This is a genomic window from Peribacillus sp. RS7 (assembly GCF_041956845.1).
GTDB lineage: Bacteria > Bacillota > Bacilli > Bacillales > DSM-1321 > Peribacillus.
On sequence record NZ_CP168135.1, the window covers coordinates 3,832,062 to 3,851,587 of the forward strand.

The window sequence follows — 19,526 nt, forward strand, 5'->3', positions numbered from 1 at the left end:
TTTAAAGTAAATAGTAAAACACTATTTATTTATATCAAAAAAAATGTTATATTATTTTCGATTAGTAGGAATGATTCAACATCAGAGGTCTGATGTCTTAAGAAAGAAATTAGCTGGGGGAAACTGTATGTCAATAAAATCAGATAGTCGACATTTATATTTGCAGGTCATTGATTACCTGAAGCAGGATATTGAAGCAGGAGTCTATCAGGAAAATGAAAAATTCCCTTCAGAATTCGATCTTGCCAAAAAATTGGGAGTGAGTAGGGCGACACTTCGTGAAGCGCTGCGAATTTTAGAAGAAGAAAACATCATCATTCGCCGCCATGGAGTTGGTACTTTTGTCAATCCAAAACCTCGGTTCACTTCAGGTATCGAGCAATTAAAAAGTGTCACGAACATGATTGAAGAGGCAGGAATGAATCCGGGTACGATTTTCTTAAGTTTGACGGCCCAAGAACCTACAGAAGAGGATATTCGCAGGTTTTCTTGTTCAACAGATGAACGCATCGTCATCATCGAACGTGTAAGGACAGCGAATGGGGAGCCGGTTGTCTACTGTGTCGACAAAATTCCTGAATCAATACTATCAGAAAATTTCGACCGTAATGATGAGTCTCTTTTTGATATTTTGGAAAGAGATGCGAATCGAAAAATTACGCATGCCGTAGCAGAGATTGAACCTATTGGATATCACGAGAAAGTTTCTCCTATCCTTAAATGTTCGCCAGAAGCCGCATTACTCGTTCTAAAGCAGATGCATCTGGATGATTGGGACCAGCCTATCCTGTATTCTGTTAACTACTTTAAAGCCAATATGTTCAGCTTTCATGTTCTTCGTAAACGTGTGTAACTCTGCATACGTGTGAATGCAAGCGTTTGTTTCGATTGCGTAAAGTCGATCAAATGCATGTAAAAAAAATTAACGAGAAGTGAAAACGCAAACATGAATGACTTTTCAGAACATTCCTGCTCAAAAAACTATGTAAATTAGGGGGATAAAAATTGAAAAAGCGCAAATTAGGTCTAGCTCTTTCACTTGTTCTTGCAGCCGGTACGCTATTGGGAGCATGTGGTAATTCAGAGAATGATGATAAAGAATCCTCAAATGGTAAAGACAAGAAAGATAACTTCACAGTTGCCATGGTAACTGATACTGGCGGCGTGGATGACGAGTCGTTCAACCAATCCGCTTGGAAAGGAATTCAGGAATTCGGTAAGGACAATGGTTTGGAAAAAGGTAAAGATGGCTTCAACTATCTGCAATCCAAATCTGATGCTGACTACGCTAAAAACCTGAATACGCTTGTACGTGAAGATTACAAACTTATCTATGGTATCGGTTTTCTTTTAGCCGAAGCTGTTGGTGAAGTGGCTGACCAACGTCCGGATTCACAATTTGCAATCGTGGATACGGTTGTGGATAAAAAGAATGTTGCCAGCATTAGTTTTAAAGAGCAGCAAGGATCGTTCCTTGTAGGTGTAATTGCAGGATTGCAAACGAAAACAAACAAGGTAGGTTTTATCGGCGGAGTTGAATCTGAATTAATCAAAAAATTCGAAGTTGGCTTTAAGGCTGGGGTTTTATCTGTAAATCCGGATGCGAAAGTGGAAGTTAAATATGCCGGTGATTTCAATAAAGCCGACATCGGTAAATCCACTGCAGGCTCCATGTATTCTTCAGGCATCGATATCATTTATCATGCTGCTGGAGGAACTGGAAAAGGCGTATTCACTGAAGCTGTAGAGCAAAAGCAAAAAGATCCTAAGAGAGAAATATATGTTATCGGTGTAGATAGCGACCAAGCTAAATTAGGAGCAGTGCCAGGAACTGACGACAATATCACACTGACTTCTATGTTAAAACGTGTTGACGTAGCAGTTAAAGACCTTTCCGAGAAAGCGAAAGAAGGAAACTTCCCAGGTGGAAAAGTAATTGAGTACGGTATCGAAGAAAATGGTGTAGGCATTTCTGATACAAAAGATAACGTTACAGAAGAATCTTTAAAAGCGGTAGAAGAATGGACAGAAAAAATTAAATCAGGTGAATTCGTTGTTCCAGGTACGGATAAGGAATTCGAAAAACTTGATTTATAAGCTGTAATTTAAGAAAGAATAGGGAGGCAGACTTGCCCTCTATTCTTTCTTTTCCCCAATTGCTCTTTGCAACTAAAATATCGAATGAAAAACTATGATAGAATCGTAGTTTTTCATTTGGTTTTTTTGAAAAAATCAAAAAGTTAGGATCAGCAATTAAATAATTAAGATAATTACACTCATTTTAGGAGTTGATAATACGTGGAATATGTAATTGAGATGCTCAATATCCGTAAGGAATTCCCAGGCATCGTGGCAAATGATAACGTTACCCTTCAGGTGAAAAAAGGGGAAATTCACGCATTATTAGGTGAAAATGGCGCGGGTAAATCTACTTTGATGAATGTTTTATTTGGCTTATACCAGCCTGAGCAGGGAGAAATTCGTGTGAATGGTAAGCCAGTCAAGATTACAAGTCCAAACATTGCTAATGAGTTAGGGATTGGAATGGTCCATCAGCATTTTATGCTAGTTGATCCTTTTACAGTAACGGAAAATATAATTTTAGGAAAAGAACCATCAAAAGCGGGTAAGATCGATTTAAAAGAAGCGAGTGAGGAAGTTAGGAAACTATCAGAACAATATCAGCTTAGTGTTGATCCTTATGCAATAATTGCCGATATTTCGATAGGGATGCAGCAGCGGGTCGAAATTCTTAAAACGCTTTACCGAGGAGCGGAGATATTGATTTTTGATGAACCAACCGCTGTGCTGACTCCTCAAGAAATCAAGGAATTGATTAATATTATGAAAGCCCTTATCAAAGAGGGGAAATCCATCATTTTAATTACACACAAACTTAAGGAAATCATGGAGGTTTGTGACCGAGTAACGGTTATACGCAAAGGGCAAGGAATTGGTACAGTGAATGTCAACGAAACTAACCCTAACGAATTGGCCAGCTTAATGGTCGGTAGGGAAGTTCTTTTTAAAACGGAAAAAACGGCAGCCGCCCCTTCTGATGTAGTTCTCGAGGTTCGGGAACTGGAAGTCAAGGATTCCCGGGGAGTTTCGGCAGTTCGGAACTTGGATTTAGCTGTCCGTGCAGGAGAAATTGTCGGAATCGCCGGTGTAGATGGAAATGGTCAATCCGAATTAATCGAAGCATTGGCTGGCCTAAGGAAGACAACAGCAGGTTCCATAAAGCTAAATGGAAAAGAAATCAGGAATCTGAAGCCGCGTAAAATCACTGAAGCAGGCGTCGGCCATATACCAGAAGACAGACATAAGCATGGTTTGGTTCTCGATTACAGCATTGGGGAAAATATTGTCTTGCAAACCTACTATCAAAAGCCTTTCTCAAAAGCTGGTATCTTGAATTCAAAAAAAATATTTGAAAAAGCCCGTTCCTTGATTAAAGGTTACGATGTTCGAACTCCGAGTGAATATACCCCGGCAAGGGCTCTTTCTGGCGGGAATCAGCAAAAAGCAATCATCGGCCGGGAAGTTGATAGGAATCCGGATTTGTTGATTGCCGCACAGCCTACTCGCGGGCTTGATGTAGGAGCGATCGAATTTATCCATAGACGTCTGATTGAACAGCGGGATGCAGGAAAAGCGGTACTCCTCATATCATTTGAATTGGAAGAAATCATGAATGTAAGCGATAAAATTGCCGTTATATACGAAGGGGAAATCGTCGCAATCGTCGATCCGAAAGAAACGACTGAACAGGAGCTGGGTCTTCTTATGGCCGGCAGTAAACGGACGGAAGCAGGTGGGAAACAAAATGTCTAAGTATTTATCTAAATTAACCAGTCCGTTAATAGCGGTTATCCTCGGCTTAGTCGTTGGGGCCATAATCATGTTAGTAAGCGGCTATGACCCAATTGCCGGCTATGGCTCCATGATAAACGGGATTATTGGGGATTCGTATTATGTAGGGGAATCCGTCAGGACAATCATTCCTTATATCCTAGCTGGTTTGGCAGTGGCTTTTGCTTTTCGTACGGGCCTATTCAATATCGGCGTTGAAGGGCAATTGATTGTTGGCTGGCTTGCGGCAGTTTGGGTCGGAATTGCTTTCGAGCTTCCTAGGATCATACATTTGCCGTTGGCAATCTTAGCTGGGGCAGCTGCTGGTGCCTTGTGGGCATTCATCCCTGGTTATTTAAAAGCGAAGTTTCGTGTGCATGAAGTAATCGTTTCTATCATGTTGAATTATACAGCTTTATATGTAACGAATTACTTAATCCGGAACGTTATGACTGAAAAGCTGGATAAAACAGAAAGAATTGCTGATACAGCATCACTTCGGTCTCCTTTTTTTGAAAGCATTACGGATTTTTCCCGGATGCATTGGGGGATAGTGGTAGCGATAATCTGCGTCATCATCATGTGGTTCATTCTCGAAAGGACAAAAACGGGATTTGAACTGAAAGCGGTAGGTTTTAATCAGCACGCTTCCGAATATGCAGGGATGAGCGTAAATAAGAACATCATCCTTTCCATGGTTATTTCGGGTGCGTTTGCAGGACTTGCGGGTGCTATGGAAGGCCTTGGAACTTTTGGTTATGCAGCGGTCAAAGGTGGATTCACAGGTATGGGCTTTGACGGGATTGCGGTAGCCTTACTTGGAGCGAATACGGCTATTGGTGTTGTTCTCGCAGCCTTATTATTTGGGGGACTGAAAGCAGGGGCCTTAAATATGCCGCTAGAAACTGGCATACCAAGTGAAATTGTAGATATTGTCATAGCATTGATTATTTTCTTCGTCGCATCCAGTTATTTTATTCGTTGGATTGCCGCTCGATTTAAGAAAGGGGTGAAATAAGTGGATTTTTACCAAGTGTTACAAATTATTATTCCTTCTATGATTGCTCTAGCTGCTCCACTTATTTTTACTTCACTCGGAGGAGTATTTTCTGAACGAGCAGGTGTCATAAACATCGGTTTAGAAGGATTGATGGTCATTGGTGCCTTTACAGGGATTGTTTTTAACTTAATGTTCGCTGATGTCTTTGGAGAATGGACTCCTTGGCTTGCAGTCTTGGCGGCTATGATCGCTGGCTTGCTATTTTCCATTCTACACGCTGTGGCATGCATTACGTTCAGGGCGGACCAAACGGTTAGTGGGGTCGCCATCAACTTATTGGCAATAGGTCTAACCATGTTTTTGGTGAAGTTGATTTTTGATAAAGGACAAACTGACAGAATCACAGAAACATTCCCAAGGATTGATGTTCCATTATTAAGTGATATTCCATTTATAGGACCTATCTTTTTCGCAAATGGTTATTATATCGTATATATAGCGGTTCTAATATCATTTGTCGTTTGGTATGTACTATATAAAACACCATTTGGTTTAAGGATTCGGGCGGTTGGGGAGCATCCCATGGCTGCTGACACGATGGGTGTCAATGTTACGAAAATCCGATATGCCGCCGTTTTATTATCAGGTGCTTTTGGCGGTATCGGCGGAGCGATTTATGCTACCATCTTTTCGAATGAATTCAATCATGCGACAATAAATGGTCAAGGTTTCATGGCCATCGCCGCCATGATTTTTGGTAAGTGGCACCCAATCGGGGCAATGGGTGCAGCGTTATTCTTTGGTTTGGCTCAAAGTTTAAGTATCGTTGGCTCGAGCCTTCCTTTCTTCAAGGATATTCCATCGGTTTACCTCTTGATCGCTCCTTATGTTCTGACGATCATTGCACTAACTGGTTTCATTGGACGTGCAGATGCTCCAAAAGCATCCGGGCAGCCATACATCAAAGGAAAAAGATAAGTTACTTAACCGGTCAGCAAACTTTGCTGACCGGTTTTTCCTTTTATATAAGCAGAAGTTCGGGCATTATTGATGGAGATCTGGTGAAAAACCAAAAAAAGTAGCTGTAACTTGCATGATTTTTCCTTTCACATGTATATTTTAAGTAGATGTTTAAAAGGGTTCAGATCTACAAACAATAAGCTAATAAAGGTGATTTATATAATGAGGAGGATTATTCATGTCTATTGCTTCCGATACAATTACGGAAAAAAGCGGCTACAAGCTTCATGTGGTCCGTACGGATAAATATAAAACGAATACTCTCGTGCTGAAGATGAAAGCCCCTTTGACAAAAGAGGAAGTTACATATCGTGCATTGCTGCCATATGTGTTACAAAGCAATACAAGTAAATATCCTACAACACCCGAGCTTCGATCTTATCTTGATGATTTATATGGGGCAGGGTTTTATGTCGATGTAGCTAAAAAAGGTGAATATCAAATCATAAGTTTTACGATCGATATCGTCAATGAAAAATTCCTCAGTGATTCAACGCCGCTTCTGGAAAAGGCTTTTGGATTACTATCAGAGGTGATCTTTCATCCGAAAACGAATGGCGAAGCCTTTGACTCTAAAACGGTTTCCAATGAAATCCGTTCTTTAAAACAGCGGATTCAATCCATTTCCGATGACAAAATGCGATATTCAGCTACACGGCTTGTGGAGGAAATGTGCAAAAACGAACCATATGCTTTAGAAGCGAGCGGTAACATACAAGACTTGGAAACAATAACGCCGGAGTCCCTTTTCGCTTATTATAAAAAAATTCTGACTGAGGATGAAATCGATTTATATGTGATCGGTGATATCGATGAAGCAGAAGTGGAGGCTCTAGCTGATAAGTATGTGTCACTAGAAGAACGAGTGCCGGTGAGCCTGCCAAGGAAGACGGGCAAGGTAGTGGAGATGGAGAAGGAAAAAGAGATCATAGAAAATTCGGATGTGAAACAAGGGAAATTGAATATCGGTTATCGAACCCATGTTGCATATGGTGATCCGGATTATTATGCACTTCAGCTATTCAATGGTATTTTTGGTGGGTTTTCACATTCAAAACTTTTCATTAATGTCAGGGAGAAAGCCAGCCTTGCTTATTACGCAGCTTCAAGGCTCGAAAGCCATAAAGGTCTGTTAATGGTCATGGCCGGCATCGAAAATGCCAACTACAAGCAAGCACTGGAGATCATTCATGCACAAATGAAGGAAATGAAGCAAGGGAACTTTTCTGAAGAAGAACTGGCACAGACAAAGGCGGTGGTCAAGAACCAGCTCCTTGAAACGATAGACGTTTCGAGAGGACTGGTAGAAATTTTATATCATAATGTGGTTTCCGGGCAGAATATACCACTCGACGAGTGGTTTGCAAAAACAGAACGGACGACAAAGGAAGAAATCATTGCCGTAGGTCAAAAGATTCAGCTTGATACGATTTACTTCCTAACAGAAGCGGAGGTGCAAGGGTAATGGAGAAAATAGCATTCACTCAATTGAAAGAGGAACTTTTCCATGAAAAAATGGATAATGGCCTCGAAGTATATATTCTTCCGAAAAGTGGGTTCAATAAATCATTTGCGACGTTCACGACCAATTATGGTTCAGTCGACAACCATTTCAAACCATTGAATCAAACGGAATTCTCTAAAGTACCCGATGGTATTGCCCATTTTCTTGAACATAAGCTTTTTGAAAAGGAAGATGGCGATGTTTTTCAGCAATTTTCAAAGCAGGGAGCTTCTGCAAATGCTTTTACTTCCTTCACCCGTACAGCTTATTTATTTTCAAGCACGTCCGATTTCGATAGGAATCTAACGACTTTAATCGACTTTGTCCAGGATCCTTACTTTTCGGAAAAGACGGTAGAGAAGGAAAAAGGGATCATTGGGCAGGAAATCAATATGTATGATGATAATTCAGACTGGCGGTTATATTTCGGGACGATAGCCAATATGTATCATCAACATCCAGTGAAAATTGATATTGCCGGTACTGTGGAATCGATTGCTGATATTACCAAAGATATGCTTTACGAATGTTATAATACGTTTTATCATCCTAGCAACATGCTCTTATTCGTTGTAGGACCGGTAGAAGTCGAAAGTACCATGAAGCTGATTCGGGATAATCAAAATAATAAAGGGTACAACGAACAGCCTGAGGTGGAACGTAAATTTGACCAAGAGCCGGAAACCGTTGCCAAGGATAAGGAAATCTTAAAAATGAATGTCCAGACACCGAAAGTGATGCTGGGCATCAAGGCCATCAATGTCCATCAATCCGGTTCACAGCTTTTGAAAAGGGAATTGGCGACCAATATTTATTTGGAAATGCTGTTTGGCAAGAGTTCACCTTTGCATGAGGAGCTATACGAGAAAGGGTTGATCGATCAAAGCTTCTCCTATGATTATACACAGGAACAAGGTTTTGGGTTTGCGTTAATTGGCGGGGACAGTGCCAAACCTGATGAGTTGACCGAGTCTTTATTTGCTATCCTGCAAAAATCAAAAGCAGGAACCGGCTTGAATGAAGAAAGCCTGCAAAGGACGATCAAGAAAAAAATCGGTTCTTTCCTTCGTTCTCTGAATTCGCCGGAATATATAGCGAACCAATTCACCAGATATGCTTTCAATGATATGAACCTGTTCGATGTGGTGTCAGTATTGGAAAAACTAAAGATGGAAGATATCAGGAACGTCGCCAATGACTTAATATCCGAAGAACGGATGACTGTCTGTCAGGTACTTCCTAAATAATATAAAAGGGGGCGGGAATGTGGGGAAACGTTTTGCCCTTATTACTGGAGCCAGTGGAGGAATCGGCAGGGAAATCGCTATAAAGCTCGCCGAGGAGAATTATTCACTTTATTTACATTATAACAGCAATGAAGAAGCGATCCTTGAACTAATTGAAGAACTGAAGCCTCATCAAGTAGAACTTATTCCGGTTCAAGCAGATTTGGCTGCACCGGACGGCTACAAGAAATTGGCGGAAAATATTTTTGCCCTTCATGCAATCGTCCTAAATAGTGGCAATAGTTATTATGGGCTCATATCGGACATGGATGAGAAAATCGTCAATGAAATGGTCCAGTTGCATGTAACGAGCCCTTTCCAATTAACAAAGGAACTTCTTCCTAAGCTGATGTACCAAGAACAGGCCGCCATTGTTGCGGTCACATCCATTTGGGGGCAGACGGGTGCATCTTGTGAAGTATTATATTCAATGGTCAAGGGCAGTCAAAATGCTTTTATCAAGGCGCTTAGCAAAGAAGTATCCCTTAATGGAATCCGGGTGAATGCCGTTGCCCCCGGTGCGATTTCCACTTCCATGCTCGAATCCTTCAGTGCTGAAGATTTGGAAATCATCAAAGGTGATATCCCAATGGGCAGGATGGGCAATTCGAAAGAAGTCGCCGAGGCCGTATATTATTTGCTTTCTGACAAGTCATCTTATATAACTGGACAAATCTTAGGCGTAAATGGTGGATGGTACACATGATTTTTTTAAAGACATGTATAATTTCCTCGGTTCCTTCACAAAATATCTTTGTACTATTTTGAAGGAAAGGGTGACCATTCATGTCTGTACTAGACAATTGGGATCAATGGAAAAATTTCTTAGGCGACAGATTAAATCAAGGTGAACAACAAGGTTTGTCAGAAGGTGCTGTTAACAACTTGGCTTACGAAATCGGTGATTACCTTGCTAAGCAGGTTGAGCCCCAGAATGATCAAGAGAAAGTACTTGCTGATCTTTGGTCGGTCGCAAGCGATCAAGAAAAACATGCCATGGCAAGCGTTATGGTCAAGTTAGTCGAGAACAATGGATCAAAGTAAAATATCAATCCAAAGGCCCTGTTATTAATTAACAGGGCCTTTGGATTGAAGTTGATCACTATTTATCCTCTTATATAAAAATGAATATTTTTATAGGGTTTTTCCTTTTAACTTATCCCGAAATGCTATATTATAGAAGCTAGACAATAATAATTAATGGGTGCAGATCTTGAAATTTACGGTGGATAAGTTTTGCCCCGGATGTTGGGTAAAAGCTTTTAGGCTTAAGGAGTGTTATCGTGGAGAATAAAGAATGGTATTTTGAATATGAAATTCAAGTGAACCGTCCTGGTTTATTAGGGGATATTTCCTCCCTGCTGGGTATGCTGTCCATCAATATCATCACTATTAACGGGGTCGATGAAGGCAGGCGTGGTTTACTTTTGTTGGCGAAAGACAGCCGTAATATAGAAAGATTCGAATCAATCCTCCATACGATGGATACGATAAAGGTCATTAAGCTGCGGGAACCTAAATTGCGTGATCGTCTCGCTGTCAGGCATGGCCGTTATATTCAGCGCGATGCTGATGAGAAGAACACTTTTAGGTTTGTCCGTGATGAGCTAGGCTTGCTTGTCGATTTCATGGCCGAGCTATTTAAACAGGAAGGTCATAAATTAATCGGGATACGAGGCATGCCGCGTGTCGGGAAAACTGAATCTATCGTTGCTTCGAGTGTATGTGCTAATAAGAGATGGTTGTTTGTGTCATCGACCCTTTTGAAGCAGACTATCCGCAGTCAGCTTATTGAGGATGAATATAATAATGATAATTTGTTCATTTTAGATGGAATTGTTTCCACTCGCCGTGCAAATGAGCGTCATTGGCAGTTGATTCGCGAAATAATGAGGCTTGATGCTGTTAAAGTCATTGAACATCCGGATGTTTTTGTCCAAAATACGGAGTATACCCTAGAAGACTTTGATTATATTATTGAATTGCGAAACAATCCAGAAGAAGAAATAACATATGAAGTTGTAGACCAAAAAGACCAGTTTTCAGGGTCCGATTTTGGTTCCTTTGACTTTTAAAATGGCAGGTGTTTTATTTGACTGAGTTAGGTAATCGATTAAAGGAAGCTAGGGAAGCAAAAGGTCTTAGCCTAGAAGATTTACAGGAATTAACGAAGATTCAAAAGCGTTACCTCATTGGCATTGAAGAGGGAAATTACAGTATGATGCCTGGAAAGTTCTATGTACGGGCATTCATAAAGCAATATTGTGAAGCGGTCGGGGTGGATTCAGAAGAGATTTTTGAACAATATAAGAGTGAAGTGCCCTCAGTCTATAGCGAGGAATTGCCAGAACAGCTTTCAAGGGTCCAATCCAGAAAAACGATACCGGCAGGGGATTCGAAGGTTGTAGAAATGTTACCGAAGATCTTGGCTGTCGTTTTAGTAATTGGTGTGGCCGTTTTGATATGGGTACTGGTATTGAACTATATGGGTAACCCAGATAATGATGATAAAAAGAACGCTAAAGAGAATGAAGCCGTGGGCTACAATAAAAGTGATGGCTTTAACGAAGAAAAAGAGAATGCAGACAAGAAACAGAATGAAGTAAAACCAGATTCATCTGATAAGAAGACTGAAGATGAATCAGATGTTAAAGATGAAAAGAAAGAGCAAAAACTTAGCGTCATCAGTTCCACCGGTAAAAATAGTACGTATGAATTAAAAGATACGGATACCTTTAAATTAAAGGTGACTTCCAAAGGCTCACCATGGGTTGGCATAAAAAATGGTGAAGGTAAATTACTATTCCAGGGCACCATCGACAAGAACAAAAGCCAGGAAGTTGATTTCACCAATGAAAAAGAAGCAGTCATCAATGTTGGCAGAGCGTATGAAACGGAAATTTTTGTGAATGATGAGAAGCTGGAGTATTCCATTTCACCGACTGAAGTGAATACGCAATTGGTAACGATACAATTTACGAAAGCCGAATAGTCATCTTATAGATGACTATTTTTTCTCTATATAATTCAGGCGGGAAATGGTCCACCCGGCATATTAGATTGTATTTTGAGTTAAATTATACATATAAGCATTATGTTAAGATCTAAAACGCATTGCCGAAATGGCAGGCGTAAATTTTGGAGGTTAAAAGTTTTGAATTTGCCTAATAAGATTACAGTAGCAAGAATCTGTTTAATACCAGTATTTTTAATTATCATGCTCGTACCTTTTTCATGGGGGACGTTGACTTGGGGAGAATACAGTTTGCCAGTGGCGCACCTAGCTGGAGCCATCCTCTTTATTATCGCTTCTACTACGGATTGGATCGATGGCCATTTTGCCAGAAAATATAATATGATTACTGATTTAGGGAAATTTTTAGATCCATTGGCTGATAAGCTTCTGGTTTCGGCTGCCCTAATTGTTTTGGTTGATCTGGATTTAATGTACGGTCAGTCTTGGATTGCCATCGTGATCATAAGTCGTGAGTTTGCCGTGACCGGTTTGCGTTTGGTATTAGCGGGTACAGGCGAAGTGGTTGCAGCGAACCAGCTTGGTAAAATTAAAACATGGGCACAAATCGTTTCCATTTCAGCATTATTGCTGCATAACCTTCCATTTGCCCTCATTTCACTTCCGTTTGCTAATATCGCATTATGGATTGCATTAATCTTTACAATATGGTCAGGTTTGGATTATTTTATAAAAAACAAAGAAGTATTTGTTAATTCTAAGTAAAACGAATGGTGGTTTTGAAAAGATGGATGCAGAAATCATTGCAGTGGGCTCAGAGCTTCTTTTAGGACAAATCAATAACACTAATGGAAGATTCTTATCGCAGCAGTTTGCGGAAATGGGGATCAATGTTTTTTACCATACTGTGGTTGGGGATAACGACCGGCGATTGCAACAAGCTATAGAAATCGCTGAATCAAGGGCGAACTTGATTGTCTTTACCGGTGGACTCGGTCCTACCAAAGATGATTTAACGAAGGAAACGATTGCTCGCCATATAGGGAAAAAGCTGGTTTTTAATGATGAAGCTTTGCAATCCATTGAAGCTTACTTCCAAAAACGGGAACGGACCATGACGGAAAACAACAAAAAGCAGGCCCTTGTCTTAGAAGGCAGTGAAGTGTTGGCAAACGATCATGGCATGGCACCGGGAATGGTCTTGTCCAAATCCGGGATTACATATATGCTCCTGCCTGGGCCGCCAAGTGAAATGGAGCCGATGTTTTTAAGTTATGGTTATGAATCGATCATGAATAAATTGGAAAAGCATGAACGGATCGATTCCAAGGTTCTTCGGTTTTACGGGATAGGTGAAGCCGAACTGGAAACGGTGATTGAAGATCTCCTTGTCAATCAAACGAATCCGACAATTGCTCCGTTGGCAGCCGAAGGGGAAGTGACGTTAAGGATCACCGCTAAAGACTCTTCTAAAGAAAAATGCGATGAGCTTATTTTAGAAGCGGAAAAAGAAATTCTTAGCAGGGTAGGTAAGTTCTATTATGGAAGTGATAATACTTCGCTAATAAAGGAACTTGTAAAAGAATTGACGGTCCGCAAGCTTTCGATCGCGGCAGCCGAAAGTTTGACCGGAGGGATGTTCCAAGAACAGCTGACAACCATCCCAGGCGCCGGTAAAGTCTTCAAAGGCGGTATTGTCAGCTATACGAATGATGCGAAGTCGAATGTCCTCGGCGTCAGTGATAATACCATCTCCGAGCATGGGGTGGTCAGCGGTGAGTGTGCAATGGAAATGGCCTCTAATGTCCGGAAAAAGCTCGATGCGGATGTAGGCATAAGCTTTACGGGTGTCGCAGGGCCGGATGAACAAGAAGGCAAGCCTGTAGGGACAGTATTTATCGGCATTTCATATCGGGATGGAAACACTCATTTCAAAGAGTTGAACCTTTCCGGAAGCAGGGCGCAGAACCGTATTCGCAGTGTGAAGTACGGATGTCATTACCTATTAAGGGATTTATGAACGCTGAAGCAGAGCTTTTTACAGCTCTGCTTTTTATTTGGTTCAAGAAGTTTGTTTCTTGAAAAAAAGGGAAAAAAGAAAAAAGTTAATTCAATGAAAATGTTTTTTTTAGGGAGTAAGTGAAAGGAAATGGAGATTTCATTAAGATAAAAAGCTTTTTTACAAAGAATATCCCGCAAGAAAAAAACGAATGAATGTTCGACTTTTTGCTTGGCAAAATAGTAAAAAGAGTATATAGTAAAGATAGGTTTTGAGACAGGATGCAAACCTTGATCTCAAATAAATTGCTAACGTAAGTACACCTTTAATCGGACAGCCGATTATTTGAATATAGAGGAGGAAATTGAGTGAGTGATCGTCAAGCGGCTTTAGATATGGCGTTAAAACAAATTGAAAAACAATTTGGTAAAGGTTCTATTATGAAACTTGGGGAACAGACTGATCGTAGGATTTCAACGATTTCAAGCGGTTCTTTAGCATTGGACGTAGCATTGGGAGTGGGCGGATATCCAAGAGGCCGGGTCATTGAGATATATGGACCTGAAAGCTCCGGTAAAACGACTGTTGCCTTACATGCTATTGCAGAAGTACAAAAAACTGGAGGCACGGCTGCATTCATTGATGCCGAGCATGCTTTAGATCCAGCGTATTCAGAAAAACTTGGTGTGAATATTGATGAGTTACTGCTTTCGCAGCCTGATACTGGTGAACAAGCCTTAGAGATCGCTGAAGCGTTAGTTCGAAGTGGAGCGGTAGATATCATTGTCATTGACTCGGTGGCAGCACTTGTTCCTAAAGCTGAAATAGAAGGCGAAATGGGAGATTCCCATATGGGTCTTCAAGCCCGGATGATGTCTCAGGCACTTAGAAAACTGTCTGGTGCCATTAATAAATCAAATACCATTGCCATTTTCATTAACCAAGTACGTGAAAAAATAGGTGTTATGTTTGGAAATCCAGAAACGACTCCGGGAGGCCGGGCATTGAAGTTCTATTCAACAGTTCGTCTGGAAGTGCGTCGTGCGGAACAATTAAAACAAGGTAATGAAATCGTTGGTAATAAAACCAAAATCAAAGTTGTAAAAAACAAAGTTGCTCCACCATTCCGTCAAGCAGAAGTTGACATCATGTATGGTCAAGGGATTTCCCAGGAAGGTGAAATCATCGATATGGGTGCAGATCTTGATATCGTCCTTAAAAGCGGATCGTGGTACTCATACAATGAAGAGCGTGTCGGACAAGGCCGCGAAAATGCGAAGCTGTTCTTGAAAGAAAATCAGGATATCGCTCTGGAAATTTCTCGGAAAATCAGAGATCACTATAATCTTGATGGAGAGCATGAATTACCACCAGAAGAAAATGAAACAGAAGAGCATTTTGAATTACTTGATTAATGGTAGGAAAAGGCCTAAGCTTGTTCGCTTAGGCCTTTTCTATATATTGTGAGAAAAGTGCGAAATTTTCAGCGGATTAAATGGCATTGAAAACAGATATCCAGACTTCTTCCATAATGAATGCTGTAGTTAATGATGGTTGATATTAAGAAAACTTGAATAATCATTGATACATAAGGGACAAACGCTTGACAATAAAAATTCTCAACTATACAATTAATATGTATATTTTACAATTTTTCAAACTAAAATTTTGAAAATTAAGTGCTGTATATTGAATTTATGTGCAATGTACTTGCCGACAGTTCAACATTTTATGTAAAAAGTTCATAGCAAGGGGAGGTGAAACGATGGAACCCATGACAATCATCTTCACTTTGCTTGGCCTAATCGTCGGTGCAGTTGTTGGTTATTTTATTCACAAATCAAAATTTGAGAGTAAAATAGCAGGGGCAAAGGGCTCTGCGGAACACATCCTTGAGGATGCAAAACGTGAAGCGGAAGCACTTAAGAAAGAAGCCTTGTTGGAAGCAAAAGATGAAATTCATAAAGTTCGTTCCGATTCGGATCGGGAATCCCGTGAAAGAAGGAACGAATTACAAAAACAAGAAAATCGGTTATTGCAAAGAGAAGAGAATCTGGACCGCAAGGATGAAACGTTAGACAAACGTGAAAGCCTTTTGGAGAAAAAAGAAGATTCTCTAAACCAAAGACAACAGCATATTGAAGAGATGGAAAGCAAAGTGGACGAGACGGTTCGTAAGCAGCAAACAGAGCTTGAACGTGTTTCCGGTTTAACTCGTGAAGAAGCTAAAGCAATCATTATAGACCGAATGGAAAACGAGCTGGCTCACGATGTAGCGCTTATGATTAAAGAAAGTGATACCCGTGCCAAAGAAGAAGCTGATAAAAAAGCAAAAGAAGTTCTTTCTCTTGCCATTCAGCGTTGTGCGGCTGATCATGTTGCAGAAACCACCGTTTCTGTAGTAAATCTTCCAAACGATGAAATGAAAGGACGGATTATCGGACGTGAAGGACGAAATATCCGGACGTTAGAAACGCTAACAGGTATTGACCTTATTATCGATGATACTCCTGAAGCTGTCATTTTATCTGGATTTGATCCAATTAGACGGGAAACGGCACGCTTGGCTCTTGAAAAACTTGTTCAGGACGGACGGATCCATCCGGCTCGAATTGAAGAAATGGTTGACAAAGCAAGACGTGAGGTAGATGAACATATTCGTGAAATTGGTGAACAAACAACTTTTGAAGTTGGAGTTCACGGTCTTCATCCAGATCTCATCAAAATACTAGGGCGTTTGAAGTTCCGTACAAGTTATGGGCAAAACGTACTTAAGCATTCAATTGAAGTGGCCCAGCTTTCAGGTTTACTGGCCGCTGAGCTTGGTGAGGATGAGGTTCTTGCCCGCCGTGCAGGTTTATTGCATGATATTGGGAAAGCGATTGATCATGAAGTGGAAGGCAGTCACGTTGAAATTGGCGTTGAATTAGCAACCAAATATAAAGAGCATCCAACGGTCATTAACAGCATCGCTTCACATCATGGCGATACGGAACCAACTTCCATCATTTCAGTTCTTGTGGCTGCCGCTGACGCATTATCAGCTGCAAGACCAGGTGCTAGAAGTGAAACGCTTGAAAATTACATTAGAAGACTTGAAAAACTTGAGGAAATTTCCGAATCCTATGACGGAGTGGAAAAATCATTTGCGATTCAAGCCGGACGTGAAGTGCGGATTCTAGTGAAACCAGAACAAATCGATGATCTTTCGGCTCATCGACTCGCACGTGATATCCGAAAAAGGATTGAAGAAGAGCTCGATTATCCAGGTCATATAAAAGTTACGGTCATCCGTGAAACAAGAGCAGTCGAATACGCCAAATAAATTGTTAATGAAAGACGAAGTGGTGCAAACCACTTCGTTTTTTCTTTTTCCGATATTAATCGTTAAGCGTAATTCCTATAATTACCCCAAATTATGTTACAATACATACTTGAATAATTCATATAATTAGGTGAATCTAGAAAGGGTTTTACAATGAAATTGTTATTTATTGGAGATGTAGTGGGGTCTCCTGGACGTGACATGATCCAAGAATACCTTCCTAAGTTAAAAGAAAAGTATCGTCCGCATATCACGGTAATCAATGGGGAAAATGCTGCAAGTGGCCGGGGAATTACAGAAAAGATTTACCGCAGTTTTTTAGAGTGGGGAGCGCAGGCGGTGACCATGGGAAACCATACATGGGATAATCGCGACATTTTTAATTTTATTGATGATGCGAAATATCTCGTCCGTCCAGCGAATTTTCCAGATGGAGCACCAGGAGAAGGAATGAAATTTTTAAAATTGAATCAGCAGGAAATAGCGGTCATCAATTTGCAAGCTAGAACATTCATGCCGGATTTAGACTGTCCGTTCAAAAAGGCGGAAGAACTAGTGGCGGAGGCTCAAAAAAGGACACCAATCATTTTTGTCGATTTTCATGGAGAAGCTACAAGTGAAAAGCAAGCTATGGGGTGGTTCCTGGATGGTAAGGTTACAGCCGTTGTTGGTACACACACGCACGTCCAGACAGCCGATAACCGTATTTTACCTGCGGGCACCGCTTACATATCAGATGTAGGCATGACAGGACCGTATGATGGCATCCTTGGTATGGACAGAGGGGCAGTCATTCATCGGTTCTTAACTAGCCTCCCTGTCCGTTTCGAAGTGCCTAAAGAGGGCCGGACCCTATTAAGTGGAGTTCTCCTTGAAATTGATGATAAAACTGGCAGTGCTAAAAAAATAGAAAGAATTTTGATTAACGAAGATCACCCCTTTTATAATTGATTTGAATGGATGGACAGTCAAACTGGCCATCCATTTTTTCATTCTTTAATAAATGGTGGACAATCCCGGTTTTCTTTGTCATACAAGTTTTACTTGATGAATATAGTAGCAGTGGAAAGTGTTATAACTATTGAGCCAAGTTAGAATCGGCAGGGAAAACAAGGAGGACTAGGAATGGAAATATTAAAAGTTTCAGCAAAATCTAATCCTAATTCTGTAGCAGGCGCACTAGCGGGAGTGCTCAGGGAAAGAGGGGCAGCCGAAATACAAGCAATCGGTGCAGGTGCGTTAAATCAAGCCGTCAAGGCAGTAGCAATCGCAAGAGGGTTTGTCGCACCTAGTGGAGTTGACTTGATTTGTATTCCTGCCTTTACAGATATACTTATTGACGGCGAAGAGAGAACGGCAATAAAGCTAATCATTGAACCAAGATAATTTCATGAGTGGGTGTCCTGTTTGTCGAATGGCGAGCAGGCTCTTTTTTGTCCTGAAATCCAAATGACGAAAAACCCGGGTCCCTTTATAATGGAGTATATGATCCTTTAAGGGACAGGGACAGGAAGGGGGATTACATTGGCAATTTTTGATGCACATTGTGATGTGTTGATGAAGATGTTCATAGATCCGGATATTACTTTTTTGGATAGTGATAAATTACATATAACGAAGCGGGGATTATTGGATCAAGGAGGAAAAGTCCAATGTTTTGCAATATATATTCCTGAAAAAGTACACCCTGATATGAGATTTCAAGCGGCTTTGGCAATGGTGGATCTTTTTCATGAAAAGATTTTATCAGAGCCGGAAATGAAATTTATAAAAACCAAGGCAGATATCGATTCTCTAAAAGAAAAGGAAATAGGTGCGGTGCTAACTTTGGAGGGGTGCGATTGCATTGGAAATGATTTGTTGAAACTTAAAACCTTAATTCATCTTGGAGTGTCCTCAGTAGGTCTAACTTGGAATTACGCCAACTTGGTAGCTGATGGTGCATTAGAATCAAGAGGCGGCGGATTGACAGGGTTTGGAGCGGAGGTGGTGGCGCTTTTGAATGAGAAGTCAATTTGGTGTGATTTATCCCATTTATCTGAAGCTGGATTTTGGGACACCCTAAAACTGGCAAAATTCCCAATTGCCTCACATTCGAATGCCTATCATCTTTGTTCGAATCCGCGAAATTTGAAAGACGGCCAGATAAAAGCCCTTTTACAAAAAAATGGAGTGATAGGGGTAACCTTTGTCCCTCAATTTCTATCAAATGGTGATTCGGCTTCGATAAAGGATATCTTGAAACATATAGAGCATATATGCAATTTGGGCGGGGAAAGACAAATTGGATTAGGCTCTGACTTTGATGGAATCGATCATATGGTAGAAGAATTAATGTCATATAAGGATTATCATAACCTTATCAATGAACTGAACAGGCTTTATTCAAGTGAGTTTGTAAAAGGCCTCCTTTTTGGTAATTTCACTCGTAATTTTCCGCTTAAATAGGAAATATTTTAAGTAATTTTTAATTCTTACTATATAGATATGAATAAATATTCTGAAAATATAAAAAATAAAAGCAAAAAGGTTGCAATTTAATGATTTAACCGATAGAATTGAAAGC

The 19,526-nt window shown here is 40.6% G+C and carries 18 protein-coding genes; all 18 read left to right on the forward strand.

The annotated features are described in order from the left end of the window. The first annotated feature begins 127 nt into the window (after window positions 1-127). The 18 genes from ACDZ29_RS19255 to ACDZ29_RS19340 all read left to right on the forward strand — a co-directional run bounded on the left by ACDZ29_RS19255 (window position 128) and on the right by ACDZ29_RS19340 (window position 19,408). The gene (locus tag ACDZ29_RS19255) at window positions 128-853 is read left to right on the forward strand and encodes a GntR family transcriptional regulator (protein WP_289324429.1); all 726 of its coding nucleotides are present in this window, start codon (window positions 128-130) and stop codon (window positions 851-853) included. A gap of 152 nt (window positions 854-1,005) precedes the next feature. Continuing rightward, a complete protein-coding gene (locus ACDZ29_RS19260) occupies window positions 1,006-2,097 on the forward strand; it encodes a BMP family protein (protein ID WP_289324430.1) in 1,092 nt (363 codons plus the stop codon). Window positions 2,098-2,298: 201 nt separating this feature from the next. Beyond that, window positions 2,299-3,834 carry an ABC transporter ATP-binding protein gene (locus tag ACDZ29_RS19265; protein ID WP_375088366.1) on the forward strand — a complete coding sequence of 512 codons (1,536 nt, stop codon included), beginning with the start codon at window positions 2,299-2,301 and terminating at the stop codon, window positions 3,832-3,834. Further along, entirely contained in the window at window positions 3,827-4,870 is a 1,044-nt protein-coding gene (locus ACDZ29_RS19270; RefSeq protein WP_289317106.1) for an ABC transporter permease, read from the forward strand. Before ACDZ29_RS19265 ends, ACDZ29_RS19270 begins: the two co-directional genes overlap by 8 nt. Further along, window positions 4,871-5,830: an ABC transporter permease gene (locus ACDZ29_RS19275; RefSeq protein ID WP_289317105.1), complete on the forward strand. Its 960-nt coding sequence runs from the start codon at window positions 4,871-4,873 to the stop codon at window positions 5,828-5,830. It abuts the gene before it with no gap. 220 nt (window positions 5,831-6,050) lie between these two features. Next, entirely contained in the window at window positions 6,051-7,337 is a 1,287-nt protein-coding gene (yfmF, locus tag ACDZ29_RS19280) for an EF-P 5-aminopentanol modification-associated protein YfmF (RefSeq protein WP_289324432.1), read from the forward strand. Then, window positions 7,337-8,623, forward strand: a complete 1,287-nt coding sequence (gene yfmH, locus ACDZ29_RS19285; RefSeq protein WP_289317103.1) for an EF-P 5-aminopentanol modification-associated protein YfmH — start codon at window positions 7,337-7,339, stop codon at window positions 8,621-8,623. Before yfmF ends, yfmH begins: the two co-directional genes overlap by 1 nt. 19 nt (window positions 8,624-8,642) lie before the next feature. After that, window positions 8,643-9,368 (forward strand): elongation factor P 5-aminopentanone reductase, encoded by a 726-nt coding sequence (gene ymfI, locus ACDZ29_RS19290; RefSeq protein ID WP_289324433.1) that lies wholly within the window; start codon window positions 8,643-8,645, stop codon window positions 9,366-9,368. Window positions 9,369-9,448: 80 nt separating this feature from the next. Further along, the gene (locus ACDZ29_RS19295; protein WP_289324434.1) at window positions 9,449-9,706 is read left to right on the forward strand and encodes a DUF3243 domain-containing protein; all 258 of its coding nucleotides are present in this window, start codon (window positions 9,449-9,451) and stop codon (window positions 9,704-9,706) included. 239 nt (window positions 9,707-9,945) lie between these two features. Next, complete coding sequence (locus ACDZ29_RS19300; RefSeq protein WP_289324435.1) at window positions 9,946-10,737, forward strand: DUF3388 domain-containing protein; 792 nt, start codon at window positions 9,946-9,948, stop codon at window positions 10,735-10,737. Between the two features lie 8 nt (window positions 10,738-10,745). Continuing rightward, window positions 10,746-11,654: a RodZ family helix-turn-helix domain-containing protein gene (locus ACDZ29_RS19305; protein WP_353957901.1), complete on the forward strand. Its 909-nt coding sequence runs from the start codon at window positions 10,746-10,748 to the stop codon at window positions 11,652-11,654. 162 nt (window positions 11,655-11,816) lie between these two features. Further along, window positions 11,817-12,401: a CDP-diacylglycerol--glycerol-3-phosphate 3-phosphatidyltransferase gene (gene pgsA, locus ACDZ29_RS19310; protein ID WP_034313524.1), complete on the forward strand. Its 585-nt coding sequence runs from the start codon at window positions 11,817-11,819 to the stop codon at window positions 12,399-12,401. A 22-nt stretch (window positions 12,402-12,423) separates the two neighbouring features. Then, a complete protein-coding gene (locus ACDZ29_RS19315) occupies window positions 12,424-13,656 on the forward strand; it encodes a competence/damage-inducible protein A (protein ID WP_375091170.1) in 1,233 nt (410 codons plus the stop codon). Between the two features lie 347 nt (window positions 13,657-14,003). Beyond that, window positions 14,004-15,050, forward strand: coding sequence for a recombinase RecA (recA, locus tag ACDZ29_RS19320; RefSeq protein ID WP_375088367.1), 1,047 nt, complete (start codon window positions 14,004-14,006; stop codon window positions 15,048-15,050). Window positions 15,051-15,400: 350 nt separating this feature from the next. Further along, a complete protein-coding gene (gene rny / locus ACDZ29_RS19325; RefSeq protein WP_289317097.1) occupies window positions 15,401-16,960 on the forward strand; it encodes a ribonuclease Y in 1,560 nt (519 codons plus the stop codon). A 153-nt stretch (window positions 16,961-17,113) separates the two neighbouring features. Beyond that, window positions 17,114-17,911, forward strand: coding sequence for a TIGR00282 family metallophosphoesterase (locus ACDZ29_RS19330; protein ID WP_375088368.1), 798 nt, complete (start codon window positions 17,114-17,116; stop codon window positions 17,909-17,911). Window positions 17,912-18,085: 174 nt separating this feature from the next. Beyond that, a complete protein-coding gene (gene spoVS / locus ACDZ29_RS19335; RefSeq protein WP_029281188.1) occupies window positions 18,086-18,346 on the forward strand; it encodes a stage V sporulation protein SpoVS in 261 nt (86 codons plus the stop codon). A gap of 138 nt (window positions 18,347-18,484) precedes the next feature. After that, window positions 18,485-19,408 (forward strand): dipeptidase, encoded by a 924-nt coding sequence (locus tag ACDZ29_RS19340; RefSeq protein ID WP_289324438.1) that lies wholly within the window; start codon window positions 18,485-18,487, stop codon window positions 19,406-19,408. Window positions 19,409-19,526: the final 118 nt, after the last annotated feature.

Bases quoted from the DNA above. Each gene is read 5' to 3' on its own strand.
- ACDZ29_RS19255 (WP_289324429.1), top strand. From the start codon at position 128: ATGTCAATAAAATCAGATAGTCGACATTTATATTTGCAGGTCATTGAT.
- ACDZ29_RS19270 (WP_289317106.1), top strand. From the start codon at position 3,827: ATGTCTAAGTATTTATCTAAATTAACCAGTCCGTTAATAGCGGTTATC.
- yfmF (WP_289324432.1), top strand. From the start codon at position 6,051: ATGTCTATTGCTTCCGATACAATTACGGAAAAAAGCGGCTACAAGCTT.
- yfmH (WP_289317103.1), top strand. From the start codon at position 7,337: ATGGAGAAAATAGCATTCACTCAATTGAAAGAGGAACTTTTCCATGAA.
- ACDZ29_RS19295 (WP_289324434.1), top strand. From the start codon at position 9,449: ATGTCTGTACTAGACAATTGGGATCAATGGAAAAATTTCTTAGGCGAC.
- ACDZ29_RS19315 (WP_375091170.1), top strand. From the start codon at position 12,424: ATGGATGCAGAAATCATTGCAGTGGGCTCAGAGCTTCTTTTAGGACAA.
- rny (WP_289317097.1), top strand. From the start codon at position 15,401: ATGGAACCCATGACAATCATCTTCACTTTGCTTGGCCTAATCGTCGGT.
- ACDZ29_RS19330 (WP_375088368.1), top strand. From the start codon at position 17,114: ATGAAATTGTTATTTATTGGAGATGTAGTGGGGTCTCCTGGACGTGAC.
- spoVS (WP_029281188.1), top strand. From the start codon at position 18,086: ATGGAAATATTAAAAGTTTCAGCAAAATCTAATCCTAATTCTGTAGCA.